Genomic DNA, 24606 nt, shown 5'->3' with positions numbered 1-24606 from the left:
AATGCGGTGTGTCAGCCAATGAATAAGTTGACTGACACACCGCATTCGCGAGCAAGCCCGCTCCCACATTTGGATCTCCATACATCAGTTAGACTGGCTTTTGATCTTGATCTTAGGCGCCCCGTCAAACCACGCGGGCCTTCGTTCGGGCACACCGAGCCTAGGCGAGGTGCCGAGTGGTGGGGCAAAAGCCCTTTGGTTACTTTGGGGCTTTTGTACGGACCGCAGACATGGTGGAACCCTCATACCTCCTGCAACCGCGGACTCCCACTCTCCACCACAAACCGCTTCAACGTCGAAACCGTAGCCTTGGGATCCAGCCGATCCGAGATCGCCTGCATCCTCACCTCCAACCTCCCAGGCGTCAGGTCCAACGACAAATACCCTCGCGGGCGGCTGTCATAAAACCGAATCTGCGGGTTATCCGGCAAGATCGACTGCACCGCCTCATAACTGGGCCCATTGGACGTAATCGACGTCCCCACAAACTCCGCCGCCACCAATGTCGAATCCGGATCCTCTGGCCGTTCATACAAATGGTTGGCCCAAAACGAATGGTAATCCCCACTCAACACCACCGGATTGGCCACCCGGCTGTCGCGCAGGTTCTCGATCAAGCGTCCCCGCGCCGCCTGGAAACCATCCCAACTGTCGGTCCAGTAACGTGCTCCGTCCGTACCCGGTCGGTCCGCTCGCAACGGCGCCACCAACAAGTCCTGGGCCAGCAGGTTCCAGCGGCTGTCACTGCGGCGCAAACCGTCATACAACCAACGTTCCTGCTCAAACCCCAGCAACGTGCGCTTGGGGTCGGCGAGGTCCACGCAACTGCTCAACTCCATATGGCCCTTGCCGAAATTAGGTGCCTGGTAGCACGGCTGGCGCGAGCGATATTGGCGGCCATCCAACACCGGAATTGCCGCCAGGTCGCCATAGGTAAAGCGTCGATAAATCTGTGGGCTGCCGTTGCTGCCCAACGGCGGACGACGCAGTGGCATGTTTTCCAGGAACGCTTGATAGGCTGCCGCCCGACGTTGCTGGAACGCAGCAAAGGTCACGCTCGGGTCCTTGGAGGACACGCCGGAATAATCATCCTGCACTTCGTGGTCATCCCTGGTGGCGATCCACGGTGCGACGGCATGCAGTTGTTGCAGGTCCGGGTCGGTTTTGTGCAGCGCGTAACGGTAGCGGTAGCCGGCCAGGTCCTTGGCCTCGGGGGCGCCGTAGGAGCGGGCCAGGCCCTGGGTGCCGGGGGCGTTGGTGTATTCGTAGATGTAGTCGCCGAGGAACAGCACGAGGTCGGGGCGTTCATTGGCCATGTGCCGATAGGCGCTGAACAGCCCGCGTTCGTAGTGGGCGCAGGACGCCACGCCCAAGCGCAACTGGTCGACCCTGGCATTCAGTGCCGGCAGGGTCAGCGCCCGGCCGGTAGGCCCACGCTCGCCCAGGGCGATAAAGCGGTACCAGTATTCACGGCCCGGCTGCAGCCCGCGCAGCTCCACATGCACCGCGTGGCCGTTGACCGCCAGGGCCTGAGTGCGGCCGCGCTGGGCGATGCGTTGGAAGTGTTCATCCAGGCCCACTTCCCAGTCCACCGGGATGCTGGCGGGCAGGGCGTACTCGTTGCCGGGGAGCAGCGGCAAGGCGCTTAGCCGCGTCCAGATCACAAAGCCGTCGGGCCATGGGTCGCCACTGGCGACCCCCAGGGTAAATGGCGTGGCCACGTTGGCCAGGGCGCTGCCGTAACGCAGCACCAAGGGCGCGCCTATCAGCAGGCCCAGGGCCTGGCGGCGGTTGAGGTCGAAAGTCATGACGGCGTCCTAGAATTTATAGCTGGCCTGTACACCCACGGTGCGCGGGTCACCCGGTGTGGCGATTTGCGCGTTGGACAGGAACGAGCCGTGGTACAGGTCGTATTTCTTGTCGAACACGTTGCGTGCCCACAGCGCGCCACACCAGTTGCTGCCCTTGGGCGTGATGCCCAGTCGCGCATTGGCCAGCCAGTAGGCCTGGGTGGTGGTGCCGTTGCTGCCGGTGATGCGGTCGTGGAACGAGTAGTCGCTTTCGGCGCTGAAGGTGAAGCCGCCCACGTCCCACACGTACTGCAACTGGCCGCCGTAGCTGATTTTGGGGAAGTTGGTCAGGCTGGATCCGGAAAAGTCGGTGTACACCGGGTAGGCAAAGCCCACGGCGCGGGTGGCGGTGCTGTTGAGGCCTTGGTAGTCGACGTACTTGCCTTTCTTGGTGCCGAAGTATTGGCCCAGGGTCAGGCCCGACACCGGTTCCCATTGCAGTTCCAGTTCATAGCCGTAGATCTTCGACTTGGGAATATTCACCAAGCGGCCAACGTTGCCCACCGGCTGGCTGATCCATACCTGAGACTGGTATTGCTGGTCACGGTAGTCGTAGTAGAACGCCGAACCGTTGAAGCGCAGGGTGTCGCTCAGGTCGCTCTTGAAGCCCACCTCATAGGCCAGCAGCTTCTCCGGCTTGACCGGTGCAATCTGCTCGGCATAGCTGGAGTTGTAGGCGGTAAAGCCACCGGACTTGATCCCCCGGCTGACCGTGGAATACAGCAGGGTCGATGGGGTGAGCTGGTATTCCAGGCCGAGTTTCCAGGAGGTGGAGTTGCTGTCCAGGTCGCTGTCGGCCGCCGGGAAGCTCAGTTGGCCGAGGCTGTACACGCCACTGTTGACCAGGATGCGCTGGGTGGCAAAGTCTTCCAGTTCGCGGTGTTCCTTCTCCTGGCGAATGCCGACGATCAGTTTCAAGTCATCGGTGAGCCGGTAGTCGCCCTGGGCAAAGGCGCTGTAGGTGTTGGATTTTTGGGTGTAGGAGGTGTAGGTGCCGTAGCCCAGGTTGGCGCTGAAATCCGAGTAGAAGTTTTCGTCCAGGCGGTCCTGGGCGAAGTACAGGCCGGTCTGCCAGTTGAAACGTTCGTTGTCGTGGGAGGCCAGGCGCAGTTCCTGGGAAAACACTTCGATCTTCGAGTCGAAATACTCATCGGATTGAGGGATCACCGAGGCGTCCCAGTCGATGTATTCGCGACGCCGGAAACGGTCGGACGCGGTGATGCTGGTAACGCTCAAATGGTCGTTCAGGTCAAAGGTGCCGGTCAGGGCGAAGCCGGTGTTGTCGTTGTCCCGATGGGGTTTGTCGCCCACCGACAGCCCGGTGAGTTTGGCAAAGCCTGGGGTGAGGCCCCAGCCGGTTTTTTTGCCGTTGTTCTCCGGGCTGATGGCCGAGTAGCCCGCGCCGCGAGCGTTGGGGGTCAGGCCCTGGTACAGGTACGAGCCGCGGCTGTCGGACTTGTCCTGGCCGGCATGCACGGTGAGGTTGAAATTGATATCCGGCGTGGCGTCCCAGTCGAACTGGCCGCGCACCGAGGTGTTGTCCTTGTCGCCCAGGCTTTGCCCGGTGACGCGGTTGTCCTGCCAGGCGCCGCCTTGCTCGGTGATAAACGACAGGCGCCCGCGCAGGGTGTCGGTCAACGGGCCGGAGAGGAAGCCTTCGACGTTACTGGCGTTGTAGGAACCGTAGCTGGTGGTCAGCCCGCCGTGGAAGTCACGGGTGGGTTTGTTGGTGATGAAGTTGATCGCCCCGGCGGTGCTGTTGCGGCCGTACAACGTACCTTGTGGGCCGCGCAGTACTTCGACGCGCTCCAGGTCGAACAGCTGGCCCTGGGTCTGGATCGGGTAGGGCAGCGCGACTTGATCCAGGTATACACCTACGGTTGAGGTGTTGTTACTGCCGTAGTCCTTGAGCCCCACGCCGCGAATTCGGAACAGCGGGTTGCCGCCGCCGTACTGCGGCGCGATATCGAGGTTGGGCACGTAGTTCTGCAGCTCATTGACGTTGGTCACGCCCTTGTTCTGCAGGTCTTGGCCGCTGAGGGCCGTGAGCGCGATGCCCACATCCTGGGCCGACTCTTCATGGCGTTGGGCAGTGACCGTGACCTGGGGCAGGGCGGTGGTGGTCGGGGTTTCAGCCCCCAGGGCATCACCGGCCAACAGCGCCATGAAGGGCGCACTGGCAAGCACAAAAGGTCGGGCAGGTTTGGTGTAGCGATGGTTGCGAAGCAGCGAGTGCATGGCAAGGTCCCTTAAGAAATTCCATTCTTGAGCGCGGGGCAGGCGGTATGCCGTCCCATCGCGCAGGGGCCGCTCTTTGAAGAGTAAGCTGGGGAGGTTGATAGCAAGCTATGTGCCATCATTTTGTCATAATTAAGTAACTGAAATTATTAAGGTTTATTCGGAGTGGTCGGTCGCGGGGTTGCTAATGCAACATTCGGTAGGCAGGTTGTTACGCAATCAACAGCCTGTGGCTTTGCCAGGATGTCCAACGATTTACCTGTGGCGAGGGAGCAAGCCCCCTTGCCACAAGTAAACACGGCTATTCGGATTTGCCATGCAGCGGCCAGAGTTGCTCTCGCTCGCTCTCCCCAAGCCACACCATGCCATGCATGAACGTCTCGCGCTCGTGGGGCGTGGTCAGCGCAAAGCTTGCCAAGTGCGTGTGGGCCATAAGGTGTAACTGTTCAGCCCAGGCCTGTTTTTGCTGATCGGTGTTGAGGTAGACACCCTCCAGCGCATAGGCGGGCAGCAGTTCCTCCAGGTCCATTGGCAATGCAGCGGCGGTGCCCAGGCGGGCGTTGATGTTCGCTGTTGAAATTTCCACAGTGAGGCCGGTAATGCCTTTGGCCAGGAGTTTTTTCAGCGCGACGATCTTTTGGCTGGCGGCGAAGTTGGTGGATTTGAGCTGGGTGTTGTAGTGCGGCTTGAAGTGGTTGATCAGCGCAGCTTCGGCCAGTGAAATCACCTCGTTTCTGTTCAAGGACACCTTACGCAACCGCTCAAAGTGCGCGGCCTCTTGTTCGCCGGTGGCAGTGGGGTCGATGTTGAAATCACCGCCGTTGCAAATCACGGTGCGCCCGTGTTCAAAGCGATACAGCAGCAGGGAAATTTCCAGCTCCGGGCTATTGGTCGAGGTTTCGGCGAGGATGCGTTGCAAGGTGGTGTGGTTCAACAACCGGTCGACCGCCGTTCGCGCATGTACCTTGCCGATTCCCTGGCCGACATACAGCACCTGCATGTCGCGGTGCTTGATCTGCAAATCGCTCTCGGCAGTGCTCGCCACCATATGGGCGGCGACGGTTCGTTGCCTTGAGGCGGTGATGACGATCAGGCAGGTGCCGTTGGGGGCGACGAGCACCTGTTCGATGTCTTCATCATCGCTGGCATTGATCGGTGGGATGTCATACCGAAACGGAATCACCTGAACGCCGTGCTCATCCATCACCAGGAAATGGCCGTGGGCTGAGCGACCCATCAGCAGAATATTCTGCGCACTGATCAACACCCGAGGCCGGGCGGTGATCAGGTAGATATTGCTGCCGGTGATCAAGTCGCGGTAGTCCACGTCATGTTTGGCCCGGTACAGATCGGCGGGGGTGAGTACCGAGGGCGGGCTTGAATAGAGGTGGGTGGCGCCTTCGGCACTGAATTGGCGGAGGATGTCAGGGATGTCTTGCATGGGGTGTCCTTGTTTGTGTGGGCGTTACCACCCTTTCCAGCGGCCTTGTTTTTTCAGGGTAGCGATGATGTCTTCACGCTTGTGGCGGACTTCGACCATTTTGCGGCGTAGTTCGCGGCAGCGGGGGCTGTTGAGGATTAGCAGGCCAACGAGCGGGCAGAGCAGGGCAGTGGAGTAGAGGTAAGTATCGGGCTTGTAGATGATTGATGGCAGTGAGGTTAGAAAACAGAAGCAATAGACCGCTACGTTTACCCAGACCCAATGAATACGGCCATATAGGACTTCTGCTTTAGCAAGTGCGAACGCTGCACCCAAGCCCATGCCTCCTATGAAAGCTGTCTTGGCGATAACGTCTACGGTGTAAGTTGCGAGATACGTTAGCGTCGCCAGAATCGCAGCCAACGCGATCGAACAACACCCGACAATAGCGTCGATGCCGATCAGGGGCATATAGCGTTTGAGCAACTGCCAGGGATTTTCGATGAAAGCTGCTGAGTAATAGCCATTTTTTTTTGTTTTCTTTTGGCTGTTCACCGGCTGACCTCCTCGTAAATCCCCAAGGCCAATGTCCTGGTGTTTCCAGACACTGTACTGCTGGTGAAACTCAGTGAGGCTGCTGCGACATCCAATATGTGGACGGCTGTCGCCTGTTGCATTCGTGTGGCGCTAATGCGTTTGGTAACATTCCCGGAAGCTTTTTCGAGCTTGAGCAACTTAGGCGTCAACCTAGGATCTCGAATCTTCAGCAACTCATTGTTCAGTCTGGTTCGCTCTTGCCGCGTAAGGCCCTTGAGGACTTGGAGAGTAGTTTTTCCGCTGGCTTTCGTGGTTAGGGTGATGACTTTCATCGTGACCAGTGCTGATGTAGCGACGCCTAGCAACGAAATTCCATCCAGCACAGCGGTTGCTGCCTGGTACCAGGCTTCGTTATCCAGATAGTCATTCAGCTCGGGAAAGGCCGCCTCCGATCCCGTTCGTAAAGCGCCAGCGATGCATTGAACGGTACTTGCAACAGCAGCGGCTTTGCCGATAAACGAAATCACTGCACTTGTCCCTGCCGTGAACGGCATCAACGCCACCCCACTCGTCACCACGACCCAACTTAGTATCGCTCCCGCACAGGCCACTGTCGTATTTATCGCCTCCGCCACCCACTCCGACTCCCTCGGCTCATGCTCCAACATCCGGTGAAATTCCACCGCCCCCACAGCACGCGGCGCCTCACGCAACACAACCTTGATCGGCTGCACCCTGCACACCGGTTGAAACTCACGCAGGGTCACCACATTGAAATCCGCATCGATATACACCACCCCCGCACCAATCAACGCCGGGTCGGCATCGATGGCGGCGAACAAGCGGCGTAGGTCAATGCTGCTTTCAACGCGTTGGCGTGTAGTGCGATGGGCCGAGGGAAATCCATCTCTGAGCAGGGCGGTCGTCATTCCTTAACTCCTGGTTGTTGGGGAGTCGAGAGAGTAAAGACGCCGTAGAACAGATGAATGTCGGAAGCTTCGCTTTATCGAGAGAGGCACTTCCCGATCCCACTTTTCCGGCTTGTCGGCACCCTGGCAGATCGGGAAAAGTTCGCCCCGCGTCACTTCAGGCGCGGACAAGGACAGGGAGCCAACATGGCCGTCGATATGTTTTTGAAGCTGGGCGATATCAAGGGTGAATCACGGGACCAGGCGCATCGCGATGAGATTGACATCACCGAATGGGCCTGGGGGTTGTCGCAGACGGGCTCCATGCATAGCGGTGGCGGCGGCGGGGCAGGCAAGGTCAATGTGGCCAACCTGAACCTGACGAAGCCTTTGGACAAATCCAGCCCCAACCTGATGATGGCCTGCGCCAGCGGCAAGCATTACCCCGAGGCGCGGTTGGTGGTGCGCAAGGCTGGCGGGGCCAGCCCGGTGGAGTACCTGGTGATCACCTTGAAGGAGGTGATGGTGGTGTCCTACGGCACCGGCGCGCAGCCGGGCGCCGATGTGCTGCACGAGAGCATTTCCTTGAACTTCGCCACTGTTGAAGTCAGCTACCAGCCGCAAAAAGCCGATGGCGCCAAGGACGGTGGGCCGGTGAAGTTTGGGTGGAATATTCGGCAGAACGTGAAGGTTTGACCTTCACTTCACCGCATACACCTTGCGCACATACACCGAACTGCTCCAGGCACATGGCGCACCTTTGGCCACGAATACGGTGTCGCCGGTGTTCACTGTCACTTCGGCGCCGTTGTCATCCGTGAGGGTCACCCGGCCTTCGATCAGGTACATCAACTCATGCAACTTGTGCGGCCGGCCGTGGCGGGCGTAGGGGGTGGAGTCCCAGAGGCCGACGCGCAGTTCGGTGTGCTCGTCGTCGAACAGGTTGAATGCGCGGCACTGTGGCGCGGGGCCGATCAGGATCTGTGCTTCCGGTGCCGCAGATGGGTTGAGCAGTGTGTGGGCGGGCAGTGGCGTGAGGCCTGGACGCGAGGGCGCGTCAGCCAGGTCCACGGCGCAAAAGGCCCACTCGCTGGCGCTGCTTGCCTGTACGTTCAGGCGGGTGCCGCGGCCGATCACGGCGCTGTCACCAATGCCCAGTTCAAGGGTTTGCCCTGCGCTACTGAGTACGACGTGGCCGGCTTGCACCACCAGGGTTTCGCAGTGGGGGAAGTTTTCGACCACTGCGTTACCACTGAACTGTACAAGGCCAGCCGACACGCCGTCGTCGCCCCGCCAGGCCAATTGGCGGTTGTCGCCGAAGGGGTCCAGCGCACTCAAGGCCGCCGGGTTGAGGGACGTGGCAACGCGGCTGCCGTCGGCGCGCGCCAACAGCAGGATCTGGGGTGATGACATGGGAAGTGCTCCGGGATAAAAGTCAGCCAATCGCCTGGGTGATCAGGGCAAACGGGTACACGCCCTGGCTGGACCGGGGCGGGGTGCCCAGGGCCATCTGGGCGACGGTGTCGATGTTCTTCAGGCCAGCTTCTTCGAGCCAGTCGCTCAGGCCGCACGCCACGGGGATGTCGATGCGCACGAAGGCGTCCGGCACCTGGGCCAGCAACGTCGCGATCAGGTATTTGGCCTGGTTGATGTTCTCGGCCACCACTGGGCCAATGCAGCGCCCACGCCCGAACGGCCGCAGCAGGGCAAAACCACGCAGCGTGCCGTCGCGCTCGATGCCCACGGCGTGTTCCACCTGCAAATCCCGCAGGACTTCGCGACGGTCCAGGCCGCTGGCGGCTTTGGCCAGGGCCAGTAGCGCGGCGTGATCATCGGCGTGCAGTGGGCGGCAGGTTTCACCGGCGGCCAGTTCCGGCAACGCGGGCACGATTGCCTGGCCTTGATGTTGTTGCACCCGGCCGAATTCGACAAAGCCCTGGCTTTCATACAACGGTGCGCCCGCCAGTGTTGCATTGAGCATCGGTGTACGTGTGCCGCAGGCGGCGAGGGCCTTTTCCATCAGGCGACGGCCGATGCCCTGGCCCTGGTAGTCATTGCTGACGATCACCAGGCCGATGGTGGCGTAGTCGCCTTGGGGGCAGGTGAAGGCGCTGCCGATCAAGCGCTCACCATCGAGCACCACAAAACCGTCGCTGACCCGTTGTAGCATCGCCCAGTCTTCCAGGCGATGGGGCCATTTGAGTTGCACCGACAGCGCATGGGCGGCGGGCAGGTCGGCCTCCGTCATCGGGCGGTAGACATAAGCGGGGTGGGACATGGCGAGCCTCCATAAAACGATGTGTGTACAGCACGAGAATGCCTGTATCCCACCTGCCCGAAACCCTGGCAAGAGGGCTGCCAACATTCGGCATATTCCGCATGCCGCACGCCACAAGACCACAGTTACTACTTAAATGCACCCTGAGGTCAGCAGCAAATGCCAGGGGATTTTTTCTACGATGGAGGCCTGCGTTTTCACGCACCGTGACCCTTCTGGAGTACCCCATGGACAGCTTCGACCCTCGCCTTATCGCTGTGCGCAGCGCCCACTTTATCGGCGGCCAATACCGTGACGCCGCCCCCGGCCTGGACGTGGTGCGGCCCTCGGATGGCGCCACGTATGCCGAGTTGCCGGTGGCGGATGCCGATGTAGTGGACGAAGCCGTCAACACTGCCTGGCAGGCCTTTACCCGCAGCGACTGGGCCAGCCGCCCACCCCGCGAGCGGGCGCGGGTGATGCGGCGCTGGGCCGACCTGATCGAAGCCGACGCCGCGATATTGGCGCCGCTGGAGGCCGTGGGCTCGACCCGGCCGCACAAGGATGTGATTGCCTGGGACATTCCCTATGTCGCCGAAGGGATCCGCTTTTTTGCCGAGTTGGCCGACAAGCATGGCGGCAGCGTGGCAGCGACCCAGACCGATCGCCTAGGGATGCAAATGGCTGAGCCCTACGGTGTGATTGCCGCGATTGCACCGTGGAACTTCCCCCTGAGCATGGCCTCGTGGAAAGTCGCCCCGGCGTTGGCAGCGGGTAATGCGGTGGTGCTCAAGCCTTCGGAGCTGACGCCGTTTTCCAGCCTGCGTTTTGCCGAACTGGCGTTGCAGGCGGGGATTCCAGCGGGGATTTTCAACGTGGTGCAGGGCGATGGTCGCACCACTGGCGACGCGTTGTGCCGCCACCCGCGTATTGGCAAGGTGACGTTTACCGGCTCCACCGCCACCGGGTCCAGCATCATGTCCACCTGCGCGTTGATCGGCCCCAAACCGGTGACCCTGGAACTGGGGGGCAAAAGCCCGCAACTGGTGTTTGCCGATGTGCCGGACATTGCCAAGACTGCACGCACGGTGGCGCTGGCGATTACCGGCAATGCGGGGCAGGTGTGTGTGTCGGGCTCGCGCTTGCTGATCGAGCGGTCGATCATGGCGCCGTTCATCGAGCATTTGCAGGGCTATTTCGAAGGCTTGAAACCAGGACCGACCTGGGCGCCGGACAGCACCTTGTCGCCGATCATTTCGCGTTTGCAGGCCAGTCGGATCGACGCGATTGTGCAGCGCTCTGTTCAGGCCGGCGCCGAAGTGTTGAGTGGCGGCCGGTTGTTCGACGGGCTGGGCGGCGCTTATTACCGGCCTACATTGTTGACCGGGGTTGATGAGGCGAACCCGGCGGTGTGTGAGGAGATCTTCGGGCCGGTGTTGACGATCCAGGCATTTGATACTGAAGAAGAGGCATTGAGTTTGGCCACCCATGCCACCTATGGACTGGCGGCGGGGGTGCACACGGCAGATATCAATCGTGCGTTGCGCCTGGTACGACGGCTGGAAGTGGGCACCGTGTGGGTCAATCGGTATGGCCGCAGCAATGACTACATCCTGCCCACTGGTGGGTACAAGCGTTCCGGGATCGGCAAGGATTTGGGCCGGGAAGCGTTTGAAGCCAACCTGCGCTTTAAGAGCGTGCTGATCGATATCGAATCACTCTAAATTTCTGCTCAAACCACGGATCAAATGTGGGAGGGGGCTTGCCCCCGATGAGGGAGTGCCAGCTGAGAAATTTGTAGCTGACCCACCGCCATCGGGGGCAAGCCCCCTCCCACATTTTGATCTGCATACCCCTGAAATACCCTGCTACGCCCGCCACCGCATAAAACACTGCGTCCAGCTCAGGTTTTGGCGCGCCAACCCCCCATTCTCAAGCCTCCCGCCCGGTAAAGCCCCCTAAAAGCGCACAAACACTGGCCCTGCCCAAGCCTGGCGCGCACCGCAAAGTCTGCTGAGCCTTACCCCCAAAACGGTGGTTTGTATTGAGTACAGGTCGTTTTAGACGGCATATGCTTATTTCACAGTGGTGTAATGAACCTGTGCTGCTTTGAGGCCGACGCGCCGCCATGGCAGCGAACGCTAGTCACACTCAACGAACTCCAGGACCGCACTCAATGAGCTTTCTTCGTCCCAAATTCATTACGTTCGACTGCTACGGTACGCTGACCAACTTCCACATGGGCACCATGACGCGCGAGATCTTCGCCGACCGCATCAAGCCTGAGCAGATGGATCAGTTCGTCAAGGACTTCTCCGCCTACCGCCTCGACCAGGTCATGGGCGACTGGCGCCCCTACGACGAAATCCTCAAGACCGCCCTGGCCCGTACCTGCAAGCGCTGGGGTATCGACTACCGCGAAGAAGGCCAGCTGTATTACGACGCGGTACCCACCTGGGGCCCCCATGCGGATGTACCGGCAGGCCTGTCGAAAATCGCCGACAAGATCCCCCTGGTGATTTTCTCCAACGCCAGCGACAGCCAGATCATGTCCAACGTCGACAAGCTCGGTGCGCCGTTCCACAAGGTGTTCACCGCCGAACAGGCCCAGGCCTATAAACCGCGTCTGGCGGCGTTCGAGTTCATGCTCGACAACCTGGGTTGCGGCCCGGAAGACATCTTGCATGTGTCTTCAAGCTTCCGTTATGACCTGATGCCGGCCCATGACATGAAGATCAAGAACAAGGCGTTTGTAGCGCGTGGCCATGAAGTTCCGGCCAATGCGTTCTACGAGTACCGCCAGATCACCGATATCGGTGGGCTGGCTGGGCTGGTCGGCCTGTAATCGCACACCAAGGGGTAAGACATGGGCAGTGAATCCTATTGGCTCGACACCGCACCGGCGTTTACCGGTGCCCAGTTGGGCGGCTTGCCCCGGCAGGTCGATGTGGCGGTGGTGGGCGGTGGGTTCACCGGCCTGGCAGCAGCGCGGGCGTTGGCGCTCAAGGGCGCAAGCGTGGTGGTGCTCGACGCCGGGCGTGTGATCGGTGAAGCCTCCGGGCGCAACGGTGGGCAGTGCAACACCGGGGTGGCCCAGGATTACGCCGGGCTGCACGCCAGCCTCGGTGCGGCCAAAGCCCGTGCCTATTACCAGGCCTATGAAAGTGCGGTGCAAACCGTGGTTTCAGTGGTGGAGCAAGAGGGCATCGCCTGCGACCTGGTGCGCAACGGCAAGCTCAAGTTGGCGGCCAAGCCGATGCATTACGACGGCCTGGCCCGCACCTGCGAGCTGATCCGCAAGGAAGTGGATGCCGATGTGGAACTGCTCAGCGCCGCGCAAACCCGTGCTGAGGTCAATTCGGCGCAGTTTCACGGCGGCCTGCTGCAACGCAATGGCGTACAGATGCATGTCGGCCGTTTTGGTGTGGGCCTGGCCGAAGCGGCGGCGCGTAACGGCGCGATGATTTACGAACACACCCAGGTCAAGGACTGGAAACCCCAGGCCAACGGTTACCAGGTCAACACTGCCAAGGGTTCGCTGCACGCCGGGCAAGTGCTGTTGGCCACCGGCGCCTGCCAGCATGGCGACCTGGGCTGGTACCGCCGACGCATCGTGCCAGTGGGCAGTTTTGTGATTGCCACCGAAGTCTTGCCCCAAACCCTGATCGATCAATTGCTGCCCCAGCACCGGGCGTATGTGACCAGCCGCATGATCGGCAACTACTTTCGCCTCACCCCGGACAACCGCCTGCTGTTTGGCGGGCGTGCACGGTTTGCCATGTCTGACAGCGTCTCCGACGCCAAGAGCGGCAAGGTGCTGCAAGCGGCGATGCTGAACATGTTCCCGCAACTGGCCCACGTAAAGATCGACTACTGCTGGGGTGGCCTGGTGGACATGACCTCCGACCGCCTGCCTCGCGCCGGCCAACATGGCGGCGTGTTCCACTCCATGGGCTACAGCGGCCATGGCGTGCAGATGTCGGTGCACATGGGCCAGGTGATGGCCGAGGTCATGGCTGGCAACGCAGCGGCCAACCCGTGGGGCGAGCTGGACTGGCCGGCGATTCCGGGGCATTTCGGCAAGCCCTGGTTCCTGCCCTTTGTGGGTGCTTACTACCGCTTTCAGGATTATCTGCACTGAGTTCTTGCGTCACCGTCGTTTGCGTTTCCAGGACGCTGCGGACATCCGCAGCACTCGATTCTTCCGATTATCGACAGGTAGCCTTGATATGACTGACAACAAAAACACCCCCGAGCTTATCTCCGGCCAAGACAGCCTGCGGGTCTTCGAAAGCCTCAATCGCGGCATGTCGCGCCGCAACGCCTTGCAGATGCTTGGCGTGGCCGGTGTGGCCGCTGCTGGCGCAGGCAGCTTGTTTGGCGCCGCCGGCAAGCTGTTCGCTGATGAAGCCGCCACCGCCGGCAAGGGCAAGCCCGGCGGCAAGATCCGTGTAGCCGGCATGTCCAGCTCCACCGCCGATACCCTCGACCCGGCCAAGGGCGCGTTGTCCACCGACTACGTGCGCCACTTCATGTTCTACAACGGCCTGACCCGTTTCGATAAGCATCTGGTGCCGCAACTGGAACTGGCCGAGCGCATCGACAACACCGACGCCACCCTGTGGACCATCACCCTGCGTAAAGACGTGACCTTCCACAACGGCAAGAGCCTCACCGCCGCTGACGTGGTGTTCTCCCTGAGCCGCCACAAAGACCCGCTCACCGGCTCCAAGGTCATGCCGCTGATGGAGCAAGTCACCGAGATCACTGCCCGCGGCCCCAACGAAGTGCAGATCCGCCTCAGCGCGCCCAACGCCGAGTTGCCGTCGATCCTTGCGGTGTCGCACCTGTTGATCGTTCCCGAAGGCACCACCGACTTCAACAAAGGCATCGGCACCGGCCCGTTCACCGTGGGCGAGTTCAAGCCCGGCGTGCGTTCGATTGCCGTGCGCAACAAAAACTACTGGAAACCGGGCCTGCCGTACCTGGACGAGATCGAGTTCATCGCCATCGGCGACGAACCTTCACGGGTCAACGCGCTGCTGTCGGGCGACGTGCACATGATCAACGAGGTCAACCCGCGTTCTACCACACGCATTGCGGCCAGTGCCAAGCATCGCGTGGTTGATGCGCCGTCGGGCAACTACACCGACCTGATCATCCGCCAAGACCAGTTGCCGGGCAAAAACGCCGATTTCACCCAGGCCATGAAACTGCTGCTCGACCGCGAACAGGTCAAGTCCGCCGTGTTCCGAGGCTTTGCCGTGGTGGGCAACGACCACCCGATTGCACCGGGCTCGCGCTACTTCAACGCCGACCTGCCGCAAACCGTCTACGACCCGGAAAAAGCCAAGTTCCTGCTGAAAAAAGCCGGTATGGAAAGCATCACCATGCCCGTCATGGCATCGCCCGCCGCCACCGGTTCGGTAGACATCGCCGTGCTGTTGCAGCAATCGGCCAAGCAGGCCGGGCTCAAGCTGGATGTGAACCGCTTGCCCAGTGACGGCTACTGGTCGAACCACTGGATGAAGCACCCGCTGAGCTTCGGCAACATCAACCCACGGCCGAATGCCGACGTGATGTTCTCGCAGTTCTTCCAGTCCAAGGCGCCGTGGAACGAGTCCGGCTGGCAGAACGACCAGTTTGACCAGTTGCTGATGCTGGCCCGTGGCGAAACCGACGACGCCAAGCGCGCCAAGATGTACGCCGACATGCAAACCCTGGTGCACGACCACAGCGGCATCGGCGTACCGGTGTTTATCAGCAACATCGACGGTGTGGACCAGCGCATCAAGGGCTACGACTCCAACCCGCTGGGCGGTTTCATGGGCTACATGTTCGCCGAGCAGGTGTGGCTGGACGCGTGAACACAGTGAGGGCAGGGCGATGAATAGCAATACGCTGTGGTTGATCGGCCGGCGCCTGGGTGCCGGGGTCGTGACCTTGTTGATCGTGTCGATGGTCGTGTTTGCGATCACGGCCGTGCTGCCAGGGGACGCGGCGCAACAATCCCTGGGCCAGTTCGCCACCCCCGAACAGGTGGCGGCCCTGCGCCTGAAACTGGGGTTGGACCAACCCGGTGTGCTGCGCTACCTGCACTGGTTGATGAGTTTGCTCAGCGGCGACATGGGCGTGTCGGTGTCAAACGCCATGCCGGTGGGTGAGCTGATGGCTGGGCGCGTACCCAATACCCTGATGCTGGCGGCCACCACCGCGCTGGTGTCGGTGCCGGTGGCGCTGGTGTTGGGCATCGGCTCGGCCATGGGCCGGGGCGGGCGCATCGACAGCTTCCTGAGCTTTGTCACCCTGGCCATGGTGGCAGTGCCGGAGTTTCTGGTGGCGACCCTGGCGGTGCTGATTTTTGCGGTGAACCTGGGCTGGCTGTCGGCGTTGTCCTATGCCAGCGACATCACCTCGCCGCTGCAATTCATGCGCACCTACGCCTTGCCGGTGATGACCCTGTGCTGCGTGATCGTCGCGCAAATGGCGCGCATGACCCGCGCCGCCGTGATCGACCAACTCGACAGCGCCTACGTGGAAATGGCTCGCCTCAAAGGCGTCGGCCCGGTGCGCATCGTGCTGCAACACGCGCTGCCCAATGCCATCGGGCCGATTGCCAACGCCATCGCTCTGAGCCTGTCGTACCTGCTGGGCGGGGTGGTGATTGTCGAGACGATCTTCAACTACCCCGGCATCGCCAGCCTGATGGTCGATGCGGTGACCAACCGTGACATGGCGCTGGTTCAAGCCTGCACCATGTTGTTCTGCGCGGCTTACCTGGGCCTGGTGCTGCTGGCCGACCTGTGCGCGATCCTGTCCAACCCGAGGCTGAGAAACCAATGAACAATCTCATTGTGAAATCTACGCCTGCCACCCCCGACCTGTCGGCGGGCAAGGTCTCCAGCGGGCCTTCGTGGCTCGGTCTGGTGGGCGCTGCGGTGTGTGTGATCTGGCTGCTGGTGGCGCTGTTCGGCCCATGGCTGGCGCCGCACCCGGTGGGTGAAGTGGTCTCTGACAATATCTTTGAGGGCCTGAGCGCCGCGTACCCGTTTGGCACCGACTACCTGGGCCGCGACATGCTCAGCCGCGTGCTGGTAGGGGCGCGGTTCACCGTCGGCCTTGCTTTGGTGGCGGCGATCCTGGCCAGCGGCCTGGGCACCGGTTGTGCGTTGTTGTCGGTGGTCTCGCCCAAATGGCTGGACGAAATCATCAGCCGCCTGATGGACGCGTTCATCTCGATCCCGAGCAAGATGCTGGCGCTGATCATGGTGTCAGCGTTCGGTTCGTCGGTGACGTTGCTCATCTGCACCGCCGTGCTCAGCTTCAGCCCCGGTGCCTTCCGTATCGCCCGCAGCATGGCGGTGAATATCGAAGCCCTGGAATACGTGCAAGTGGCTCGCACCCGTGGCGAACGGCGCTTGTATATCGCCTGTGTGGAGATCTTGCCGAACATGCTCAACCCGGTGCTCACCGACCTGGGCCTGCGCTTTGGTTTTATCGTGCTGCTGCTCAGTGGCATGAGCTTTCTGGGCTTGGGCGTGCAGCCACCGGATGCCGACCTGGGTTCGCTGGTGCGGGAAAACATCGGCGGCCTGGGGCAAGGCGCACCGGCGATTGTGCTGCCGGCGTTGGCCATTGGCACCCTGACCATTGGCGTGAATTTGTTTATCGACAGACTGTCATCCCGACGCAGTCGCCGCACGGGAGGCCATTGAAATGAGCGAATTGATTCGTGTGCAAGACCTGCGCGTGGTCGCCTGTGGCGAGCGCGGCGAGGTGGAGATCGTCAAGGGCGTAAGCTTCGCCCTGGAAAAAGGTGAAGTGCTGGCGCTGATCGGCGAGTCCGGCTCGGGCAAGACCACCATTGCCCTGGCCTTGCTCGGTTATGCCCGGCGCGGCTGTCGCTTGTCCGGCGGCGTGGTGCAGGTGGGCGATCACGACATGCTCGCCCTCAGCGAAAAACAGCTGCAAGGCCTGCGCGGCAACCGCGTGTCCTATATCGCCCAAAGCGCGGCGGCGGCGTTCAATCCGGCGAAAAAACTCATCGACCAAGTGGTGGAGGGCGCTTTGATCCACGGCCTCGGCAGCCGCGCCGAGCTGCAAGCCAAGGCCATCGGCCTGTTTCGCGACCTGGCCCTGCCAGACCCAGAGCGCATCGGCCAACGCTACCCGCACCAGGTCTCCGGCGGGCAACTGCAACGGGTGATGGCGGCGATGGCGCTGATCAGCGACCCGTTGCTGGTGGTGCTGGATGAGCCGACCACTGCACTCGACGTGACCACCCAGATCGACGTACTGCGCGCTTTCAAACGCGTGGTGCGCGAGCGCGGCGCCACGGCGGTGTACGTGTCCCACGATTTGGCGGTGGTGGCGCAAATGGCCGACCAGATCGTGGTGCTCAATGGCGGGCAAATCCTTGAACAAAGCGCCACCGCGCCGCTGCTCAAGGGCCCGAGCCATGAATACACCCGCAGCCTGCTGGCCGCTGCGCGCCCCGACACCACCATCCGCCCGCCCTGCGGCATTGCCGAAGACGCGCCGCTGCTGACCATCAGCGGCCTCACGGCTGGCTACGGCAACAAGAACCTGCAAGGCATGCCGTCGATCCGCGTGCTGGAGGATATCGACCTCACCGTGCGCCGTGGCCAGGCCATTGGCGTGATCGGCGAGTCGGGCTCGGGCAAGTCCACCCTGGCCCGTGTGGTCGCGGGGCTGCTGACGCCTGCACTGGGCGGCCTGACGTTTGACGGCCAACCCTTGGGCGCCAGCCTGTCGGAGCGCACCCCCGAGCAGTTCCGCCGCATCCAGATGGTGTTCCAGAACGCCGACACCGCGTTGAACCCGATGCACAGCGTGGCGACCATCCTCAGCCGCCCGCTGAAAATGTACTTCGGCCTCAAGGGCGCCGCGTTGCAGGCGCGCATCGGCGAATTGCTCGACCTGGTGCGCCTGCCGCGAGCCCTGGCCGAGCGCCGCCCGAGTGAACTGTCTGGCGGGCAAAAGCAACGGGTCAACCTGGCCCGTGCGCTGGCGGCCAAACCGGATTTGATCCTGTGCGATGAAGTCACCTCGGCCCTCGACACCGTGGTCGGCGCGGCCATCCTGGAACTGCTGCGCGACCTGCGCCAGCAACTGGGCGTGTCCTACCTGTTTATCAGCCACGACATCTCCACCGTACGCGCGCTGTGCGACGACATTGTGGTGATGTACAGCGGCCACAAGGTCCAGGCGGGTAGCCGCCAGTCGTTCAGCGAAGCGCCGTTCCATCCGTATACCGACCTGCTGATTCACTCGGTGCCGGAGCTGCGCCAGGGCTGGCTGGAAAATTGCGGCACCACCTGCGGTGCATTGCCGCCGATTGGCGAGCGCGCCAACGTGCCGGAACTGTGCACCTTTCTCAATCGCTGCCCGGTGCGCGTCGATGGCCTGTGCAACCGCACCGCGCCGAACCGCCGTACCCTGGAAAACGGCGGTGAAATCCTCTGTCACCACGACGGCGCCCGACTGCTCGAAACGCAGCAGGGCGTCACCACCCTCAGTTTGGGAGCCTACGCATGAGCGGGCGTTTTGTGAGGCTGGCCGAAACGGGCCGGCCGACGGTCAGCTTGACCGTGGATGGCGCGCCTATCGAGGCTTTGCAGGGCGATACCCTGATGGTGGCGCTGCTGACCCAAGGCACGGCGCTGCGCCAATCGGAATTCGACAGCGGGCGCCGCGCCGGTTTCTGCCTGATGGGCGCCTGCCAGGACTGCTGGGTGTGGACCCGCAGCGGCGAGCGCCTGCGCGCATGTTCCAACGAAGTGCGCGAAGGCCTGGACATTGTCACCACACAACCGGAGGCAATATGGCCACTGCACGGGTAGTCATCATCGGCGCGGGCCCGGCCGGTGTGCGTTGCGCCGAAACACTGTTGGCGGCGGGCATCAAGCCGATCCTGATCGATGAAAATCGCCGCGACGGCGGGCAAATTTACCGCCGCCAACCTGCAGGTTTTACCCGCGACTACACCACCTTGTACGGCAGCGAAGCCGCCAAGGCCCACGCCCTGCACCAGAGTTTCGACCGCCTGCGCGAAGCCATCGACTACCGCCCCGATACCCTGGTGTGGAACCTCACACCGGGCCAGTTGTGCTGCGTGAGCCAAGGCCGCCACAGCACGGTGGATTACGACGCGCTGATCCTGTGCACCGGCGCCACCGACCGTTTGATGCCCATCGAAGGTTGGCAACTGGCAGGCACCTACAGCCTGGGCGGGGCGCAGATCGCGCTGAAAAACCAGGCCGTGTCCATCGGTCATCGCGTGGTGTTCATGGGCAGCGGGCCGTTGTTGTACCTGGTGGCCAGCCAATATGTGAAGTCCGGCGCGGTTGTTGCGGCGGTGTTGGATACCTCGCCCTTAAGCCTGCGCATCAAGGCGTTGCCGAAATTGCTGGCGCGGCCCGCTGTGTTGTTCACCGGCCTTAAGCTGTTGGCGCAGTTGTATCGCGCCAAGGTCGCGGTGCACCTGGGGATCAAGCCTTTGCAGGTTTTGGGAGACGCTAAAGAGGGGGTGATGGGTGTGCGCTTCTCCACGGGAAGCGGGAAGACCGAGACGGTGCAGGCCGATGCCGTCGCCCTGGGTTATCACCTGCGCCCGGAAACCCAACTCGGGGACTTGGCCGGTTGCGCCATGGCGTTTGATCAGGCCTCCAGCCAATGGTGGCTGGATACCGATGGGCTGGGGCGTACCTCGGTCAAGGGTGTTTACGCCGCCGGTGACGGCGCAAAAATTCGTGGCGCCGATGCCGCCGAACACGCCGGGCGCCTGGTGGCGTTGGCGTTGCTGGAAGATTTGAAACTGCCGGTGAACGCGGGCCTGCGTGACGAACAGCAGCAAGCTTTGGCAGTGATGGACCAATTCCGCCTCGGCCTGGCCGAAGCGTTCCCCTGGCCCAGCGAACAGGCCAAGGCGCTGCCCGACAGCGCCATCGTGTGCCGCTGCGAAATGATCAGTGCCGGCGAGCTACGCCGCACGGTGAACGAAAAGGGCGCCTGTGAAGTCAACCGTGCCAAGGCTTTCAGCCGTGTGGGCATGGGCCGTTGCCAGGGGCGTTATTGCTCCCAGGCGGGCGCCGAAGTGATCGCGGCATGCGCCGGAGTGCAGGTGCAGGAAGTCGGCCGTCAGCGCGGCCAGGCGCCAGTCAAACCCTTGTCGCTGCTCACTGAAGAGGTTGCGCCATGAGTGTGCAAAAAGCAGATGTAGTGATCGTCGGCGGTGGCCTGATGGGCGCGGCCACGGCGTTTTTTCTGCGCAGGCGCGGGCAGTCGGTGATCCTGTTGGAGCGCGACCAGATCGGCCAATACGCCAGTGGCGTCAACTTTGGCAACGTGCGCCGTCAGGGGCGCTTTCTCGGCCAATTGGCTCTGGCCAACCGTTCGTGGGCGCTGTGGAAACGCCTGCCGGAGCTGATCGACGATGATTTGGAGTTCATCCCCAGCGGGCATATGCGTGTGTGTTATCGCGAAGACGAGATCGCCGAGTTGGAAGCTTATGCGGCGGCGCCGGAAGCCGCTGAGCTGGATTTGAAAATCTATCGCGGTGCCCAATTGCACAAGCGTTTTGGCTTCCTCGGCCCGGACGTGAAGGGCGGCTCCTACGCACCCCACGACGGCCACGCCAACCCGCGCCTGGCCGCACCGGCCTTTGCTCGCGCCGCCATTCGCCTGGGCGCACAGATTGAAGAACGCACCGAGGTCGCCGAGGTGCAGAAAGTCGGCGCTGATTTCCACATCACCACTACCGATGGCCGCCAGTTCCACGCCGCGCAACTGCTGATCACCGCCGGCGCCTGGGGCCAGAAGCTCTCGGCCCAGTTCGGCGAGCCGGTGCCTCTGGACACCCATGGCCCGCAAATGGCGGTGACGGAGCCGGTACCCTACGCGTTGCCCACGGTGATCGGCGTGTACACCAAGATCCCCGAAGAGGTGATCTACTTCCGCCAGATTCCACGCGGCAATATCGTCATTGGCGGCGGCTACCGCAGCAAGCCCGACATGCAAAACCGCCGCGCCTACGTGGAGCCGCGCAGCATCCTCAACCAGATCAGCCAGATGCGTCGCCTGCTGCCGGGCGTGGCCAACCTGAACATCATCCGCGTGTGGAGCGGCATCGAAGGCTACCTGCCGGACTCGCTGCCGATCATGGGCCCCAGCGGCACCGTCGATGGGTTGTTCTATGCCTTCGGTTTTTGCGGCCATGGCTTCCAGCTTGGCCCCGGCGTGGGTGATGTGATGGCCGAACTGCTCAGCACCGGCGCCACCTGCACGCCCATCGCGCCGTTTTCCATTACGCGCTTTGCCTTACCTGACGCACAACGGAGCCAGGCCTCATGACCCCCCGCGTTTTAGAGATTCTCAAGCAGTTGATGGCCTTCGACACGGTGTCGTCGCAATCCAACCTCGCGCTGATCCACTACGTGCGCGACCTGTTGCTCACCAAGGGCATCGAGTCGCTGATCGTTCAGGACGAAAGCGGCAAGAAGGCCAACCTGTTCGCCAGCACCGGGCCCAAGGAACAGCCCGGCGTGTTGCTCTCTGGCCACACCGATGTGGTGCCGGCGGCGGGGCAGGCGTGGACCTTTCCCGCGTTCGCCGCCACCGTGCAGGACGGGCGCATCTACGGGCGTGGCAGCTGCGACATGAAGGGCTTTATCGCCCTGGCCATTGATGCCATGCTCGACGCCGCCGACCACAACCTCACGCGCCCGCTGCAACTGGCGTTGTCCCACGACGAAGAGATTGGCTGCGTGGGTGTGCGCCGCCTGCTGGACGTGCTGCACCTGGCGCCGGTGCGCCCGTTCCTGTGCCTGATCGGCGAGCCGACCAATATGCAATTTGTGCTCGGCCACAAGGGCAAGGGCTCCTACCGCACCTACTGTCGCGGCCTGGAGGCGCATTCGTCGCTGGCGCCGCGTTCGGTCAATGCCATTCACGTGGCCTGCGACTTTATCGCCGCCCTGCGCGAGAGCCAGCGTCAACTGCAACAGCACGGCGCCCAGGACCACGACTACGACGTGCCCTACAGCACCGTGCATGTGGGGCAGATTGTCGGTGGCAAGGCGCTGAACATCGTGCCCAACCTGTGCACCCTGGATTTCGAAGTGCGCAACTTGCCGGCGGACGACCTGGACCAGTTCCTCGACCAGATGCGCGAGCGCGCCGAAGTGATCGTGCGTGAGGCGCAAAAGCTCTCCAGCGTGGCCGCCATCGAGATCGAAACCCTCAACGTCTACCCCGGCCTGGAAACCCACCCCACGGTGGAGGCGGTGAGTTTCCTCAAGCAATTCGCCGCGCCGGATGTCGGCACCTCCAAAGTTTCGTTCGGCACCGAAGGCGGTCTGTTCAAGCAGCGCCTGGACGTGCCGGTGGTGGTCTGCGGGCCGGGCTCTATCGAGCAGGCGCACAAGCCCGACGAGTTTATCGAGATCAGCCAAATGGACGCCGGCGCGCACTTTCTGCAAGGGTTGTTGGGCTCGTTGAAGGCGTAGCAGAGCCTGCCGTCCTGGGCTTCAATTCAGCACGGCACGCTGCTGAAACCACGCTTTCGGCATCCTTATCCGTGGCGGCTCCCTAGACTGGAGGCTGTCTCGGATCAGGACTCGACCATGCTCAACACTCGCTTGCAAGACCCCAGCCTGCTGGCTGAACTCGCTTATGTAGACGGCCAGTGGATCGCTGCCGACAGCGGCGCCACCTTGGCCATCCACGACCCTGCCACTGGCGAATTGCTCGCCAAGGTACCGGCGATGGACGCGGTGGACACCCGCCGCGCCATCGAAGCGGCCGAACGCGCCTGGCCCGCCTGGCGTGTACGCCCGGCGGCCGAGCGTGCGGCGCTGCTGGAGCGCTGGTTCCAGGCGATGCTCGACAACCTCGACGACCTGGCGCTGATCATGACCAGCGAGCAGGGCAAGCCCCTCAACGAAGCCAAGGGTGAAGTGCGCTACGGCGCAGGCTTCGTCAAATGGTTCGCCGAGGAAGCGCGCCGGGTCTACGGCGAAACCATGCCCGCACCCAGCGGTGATCGGCGCCTGCTGACGCTCAAGCAACCGGTAGGCGTGTGCGCCGCCATCACGCCGTGGAATTTCCCCAATGCGATGATCACCCGCAAATGCGCGCCTGCGTTGGCGGCTGGGTGCCCGATCATCGTCAAGCCTTCGGACCTTACGCCGCTGTCGGCCTTGGCGCTGGCGGTACTGGCCGAGCGCGTGGGCATTCCGGCGGGAGTCTTCAATGTGATCACCGGGCTGCCTGCCGGTATCGGTGAAGAACTGACCGGCAACCCTGCGGTACGCAAGATCTCTTTCACTGGCTCCACTGCCGTTGGCCGCCTGCTGATGCGCCAGAGCGCCGAACACATCAAGCGCCTGAGCCTGGAACTGGGGGGCAATGCACCGTTTGTGGTGTTCGACGACGCCGACCTGGAACAGGCGGTGGCCGGGGTGATGATCAGTAAATTCCGCAATGCCGGGCAAACCTGCGTGTGCGCCAACCGCATCCTGGTGCAGGACGGCATCTATGAGCGTTTTGCTGCACGGCTGGTGGAGGAGGTAGGCAAGCTCAAGGTCGGCAACGGCCTGGAAGACGGCGTGACCATCGGCCCGCTGATCAACCCGGCGGCGGTGAACAAGGTGGCGCGGCATATCGACGACGCGTTGAGCCAGGGCGCCAAGCTGCTGTGCGGCACGATCCCCGGTGGCGACAGCCAGTTTGTACAACCCACGGTACTGGGCGATGCCCACGCCGGCATGCTGCTGGCCAACGAAGAAACCTTCGGCCCGGTGGCGCCTTTGATGCGCTTTAGCACTGAAGCCGAGGCGCTGGCCCTGGCCAACGCCACGCCCTATGGCCTGGGCGCCTACTATTTCACCCAGGATTTGCAGCGCTCCTGGCGTTTCGGCGAGGCCCTGGAATTCGGCATGGTGGGGCTCAACACCGGGATTATCTCGATGGAAGTCGCGCCGTTCGGCGGTATCAAGCAATCGGGCCTGGGCCGTGAAGGCAGCAAGTACGGCCTGGATGAATACCTTGAAGTCAAAGCCTTCCATATTGGTGGCTTGAACTGACAGTTACTGGGGAGTGAGTACACCGCCAATCCCACATTTGAATCTGTGCCGGGCTTGGTAATTGAGTACACCACCGATCCCCTGTAGGAGCGGGCTTGCCCGCGAAGACTGAGTGTCAGTCGATGCATGTGCTGGCTGACCCACCGCATTCGCGAGCAAGCCCGCTCCCACATTTTGATCTGTAGCGGGCTTGGGAATTGAGCACACCACCGATCCCCTGTAGGAGCAGGCTTGCTCGCGAAGATTGAGTGTCAGTCGATGCATTTGTTGGCTGACCCACCGCTTTCGCGAG

General features: G+C 62.3%; 20 protein-coding genes. 13 read left to right on the top strand and 7 right to left on the bottom strand.

What is annotated here, in order from left to right:
• Nucleotides 1-242: 242 nt before the first annotated feature.
• The 5 genes from DYL59_RS29240 to DYL59_RS29220 all read right to left on the bottom strand — a co-directional run bounded on the left by DYL59_RS29240 (nt 243) and on the right by DYL59_RS29220 (nt 6974).
• Nucleotides 243-1808, bottom strand: coding sequence for an alkaline phosphatase D family protein (locus DYL59_RS29240; RefSeq protein WP_135292270.1), 1566 nt, complete (start codon nt 1806-1808; stop codon nt 243-245).
• A gap of 9 nt (nt 1809-1817) precedes the next feature.
• Nucleotides 1818-4088, bottom strand: coding sequence for a TonB-dependent receptor (locus DYL59_RS29235; RefSeq protein ID WP_135292269.1), 2271 nt, complete (start codon nt 4086-4088; stop codon nt 1818-1820).
• A 301-nt stretch (nt 4089-4389) separates the two neighbouring features.
• A complete protein-coding gene (locus DYL59_RS29230) occupies nt 4390-5529 on the bottom strand; it encodes a hypothetical protein (RefSeq protein WP_135292268.1) in 1140 nt (379 codons plus the stop codon).
• A 24-nt stretch (nt 5530-5553) separates the two neighbouring features.
• Nucleotides 5554-6063, bottom strand: a complete 510-nt coding sequence (locus tag DYL59_RS29225) for a hypothetical protein (RefSeq protein WP_135292267.1) — start codon at nt 6061-6063, stop codon at nt 5554-5556.
• Nucleotides 6060-6974, bottom strand: a complete 915-nt coding sequence (locus tag DYL59_RS29220; protein WP_135292266.1) for an Ssp4 family T6SS effector — start codon at nt 6972-6974, stop codon at nt 6060-6062. Before DYL59_RS29220 ends, DYL59_RS29225 begins: the two co-directional genes overlap by 4 nt.
• Before the next feature lie 186 nt (nt 6975-7160).
• Between DYL59_RS29220 and DYL59_RS29215 the strand changes: the two genes are divergently transcribed.
• Nucleotides 7161-7649, top strand: a complete 489-nt coding sequence (locus DYL59_RS29215) for an Hcp family type VI secretion system effector (protein ID WP_135292265.1) — start codon at nt 7161-7163, stop codon at nt 7647-7649.
• Nucleotides 7650-7652: 3 nt separating this feature from the next.
• On the opposite strand, the gene DYL59_RS29210 is transcribed toward DYL59_RS29215, so the two are convergent.
• Together DYL59_RS29210 and DYL59_RS29205 are read right to left on the bottom strand one after the other, a co-directional pair.
• Nucleotides 7653-8366 (bottom strand): cupin domain-containing protein, encoded by a 714-nt coding sequence (locus tag DYL59_RS29210; protein WP_135292264.1) that lies wholly within the window; start codon nt 8364-8366, stop codon nt 7653-7655.
• Between the two features lie 22 nt (nt 8367-8388).
• Complete coding sequence (locus DYL59_RS29205; protein ID WP_135292263.1) at nt 8389-9231, bottom strand: GNAT family N-acetyltransferase; 843 nt, start codon at nt 9229-9231, stop codon at nt 8389-8391.
• Nucleotides 9232-9458: 227 nt separating this feature from the next.
• Between DYL59_RS29205 and DYL59_RS29200 the strand changes: the two genes are divergently transcribed.
• From DYL59_RS29200 to DYL59_RS29145, 12 genes are all read left to right on the top strand, one after another.
• Complete coding sequence (locus DYL59_RS29200) at nt 9459-10934, top strand: aldehyde dehydrogenase family protein (RefSeq protein WP_135292262.1); 1476 nt, start codon at nt 9459-9461, stop codon at nt 10932-10934.
• Nucleotides 10935-11386: 452 nt separating this feature from the next.
• Nucleotides 11387-12055, top strand: coding sequence for a haloacid dehalogenase type II (locus tag DYL59_RS29195; protein WP_135292261.1), 669 nt, complete (start codon nt 11387-11389; stop codon nt 12053-12055).
• A gap of 21 nt (nt 12056-12076) precedes the next feature.
• Entirely contained in the window at nt 12077-13351 is a 1275-nt protein-coding gene (locus tag DYL59_RS29190) for an NAD(P)/FAD-dependent oxidoreductase (RefSeq protein WP_135292260.1), read from the top strand.
• Between the two features lie 88 nt (nt 13352-13439).
• Nucleotides 13440-15077 carry an ABC transporter substrate-binding protein gene (locus DYL59_RS29185; protein ID WP_135292259.1) on the top strand — a complete coding sequence of 546 codons (1638 nt, stop codon included), beginning with the start codon at nt 13440-13442 and terminating at the stop codon, nt 15075-15077.
• A 19-nt stretch (nt 15078-15096) separates the two neighbouring features.
• Entirely contained in the window at nt 15097-16053 is a 957-nt protein-coding gene (locus tag DYL59_RS29180) for an ABC transporter permease (protein ID WP_122486689.1), read from the top strand.
• Entirely contained in the window at nt 16050-16925 is an 876-nt protein-coding gene (locus DYL59_RS29175; RefSeq protein ID WP_135292258.1) for an ABC transporter permease, read from the top strand. The genes DYL59_RS29180 and DYL59_RS29175 overlap by 4 nt, the downstream gene beginning before the upstream one ends.
• Nucleotide 16926: 1 nt before the next feature.
• The gene (locus tag DYL59_RS29170) at nt 16927-18768 is read left to right on the top strand and encodes an ABC transporter ATP-binding protein (RefSeq protein WP_135292257.1); all 1842 of its coding nucleotides are present in this window, start codon (nt 16927-16929) and stop codon (nt 18766-18768) included.
• Nucleotides 18765-19073 (top strand): (2Fe-2S)-binding protein, encoded by a 309-nt coding sequence (locus tag DYL59_RS29165; RefSeq protein WP_135292256.1) that lies wholly within the window; start codon nt 18765-18767, stop codon nt 19071-19073. The genes DYL59_RS29170 and DYL59_RS29165 overlap by 4 nt, the downstream gene beginning before the upstream one ends.
• Nucleotides 19055-20431: an FAD/NAD(P)-dependent oxidoreductase gene (locus tag DYL59_RS29160; protein WP_135292255.1), complete on the top strand. Its 1377-nt coding sequence runs from the start codon at nt 19055-19057 to the stop codon at nt 20429-20431. The genes DYL59_RS29165 and DYL59_RS29160 overlap by 19 nt, the downstream gene beginning before the upstream one ends.
• The gene (locus DYL59_RS29155) at nt 20428-21582 is read left to right on the top strand and encodes an NAD(P)/FAD-dependent oxidoreductase (protein ID WP_135292254.1); all 1155 of its coding nucleotides are present in this window, start codon (nt 20428-20430) and stop codon (nt 21580-21582) included. Before DYL59_RS29160 ends, DYL59_RS29155 begins: the two co-directional genes overlap by 4 nt.
• Complete coding sequence (gene argE / locus DYL59_RS29150) at nt 21579-22736, top strand: acetylornithine deacetylase (protein ID WP_135292253.1); 1158 nt, start codon at nt 21579-21581, stop codon at nt 22734-22736. The genes DYL59_RS29155 and argE overlap by 4 nt, the downstream gene beginning before the upstream one ends.
• Nucleotides 22737-22853: 117 nt before the next feature.
• Nucleotides 22854-24314: an NAD-dependent succinate-semialdehyde dehydrogenase gene (locus tag DYL59_RS29145; RefSeq protein ID WP_135292252.1), complete on the top strand. Its 1461-nt coding sequence runs from the start codon at nt 22854-22856 to the stop codon at nt 24312-24314.
• Nucleotides 24315-24606 lie beyond the last annotated feature (292 nt).

Origin of the sequence: Pseudomonas kairouanensis, from assembly GCF_004682055.1 — a bacterium.
In the GTDB taxonomy this organism is placed as follows: Bacteria; Pseudomonadota; Gammaproteobacteria; order Pseudomonadales; family Pseudomonadaceae; genus Aquipseudomonas; species Aquipseudomonas kairouanensis.
The sequence above is the reverse complement of the archived record's forward strand: the minus strand, read 5'-3'. Positions and strand labels throughout refer to the sequence as shown.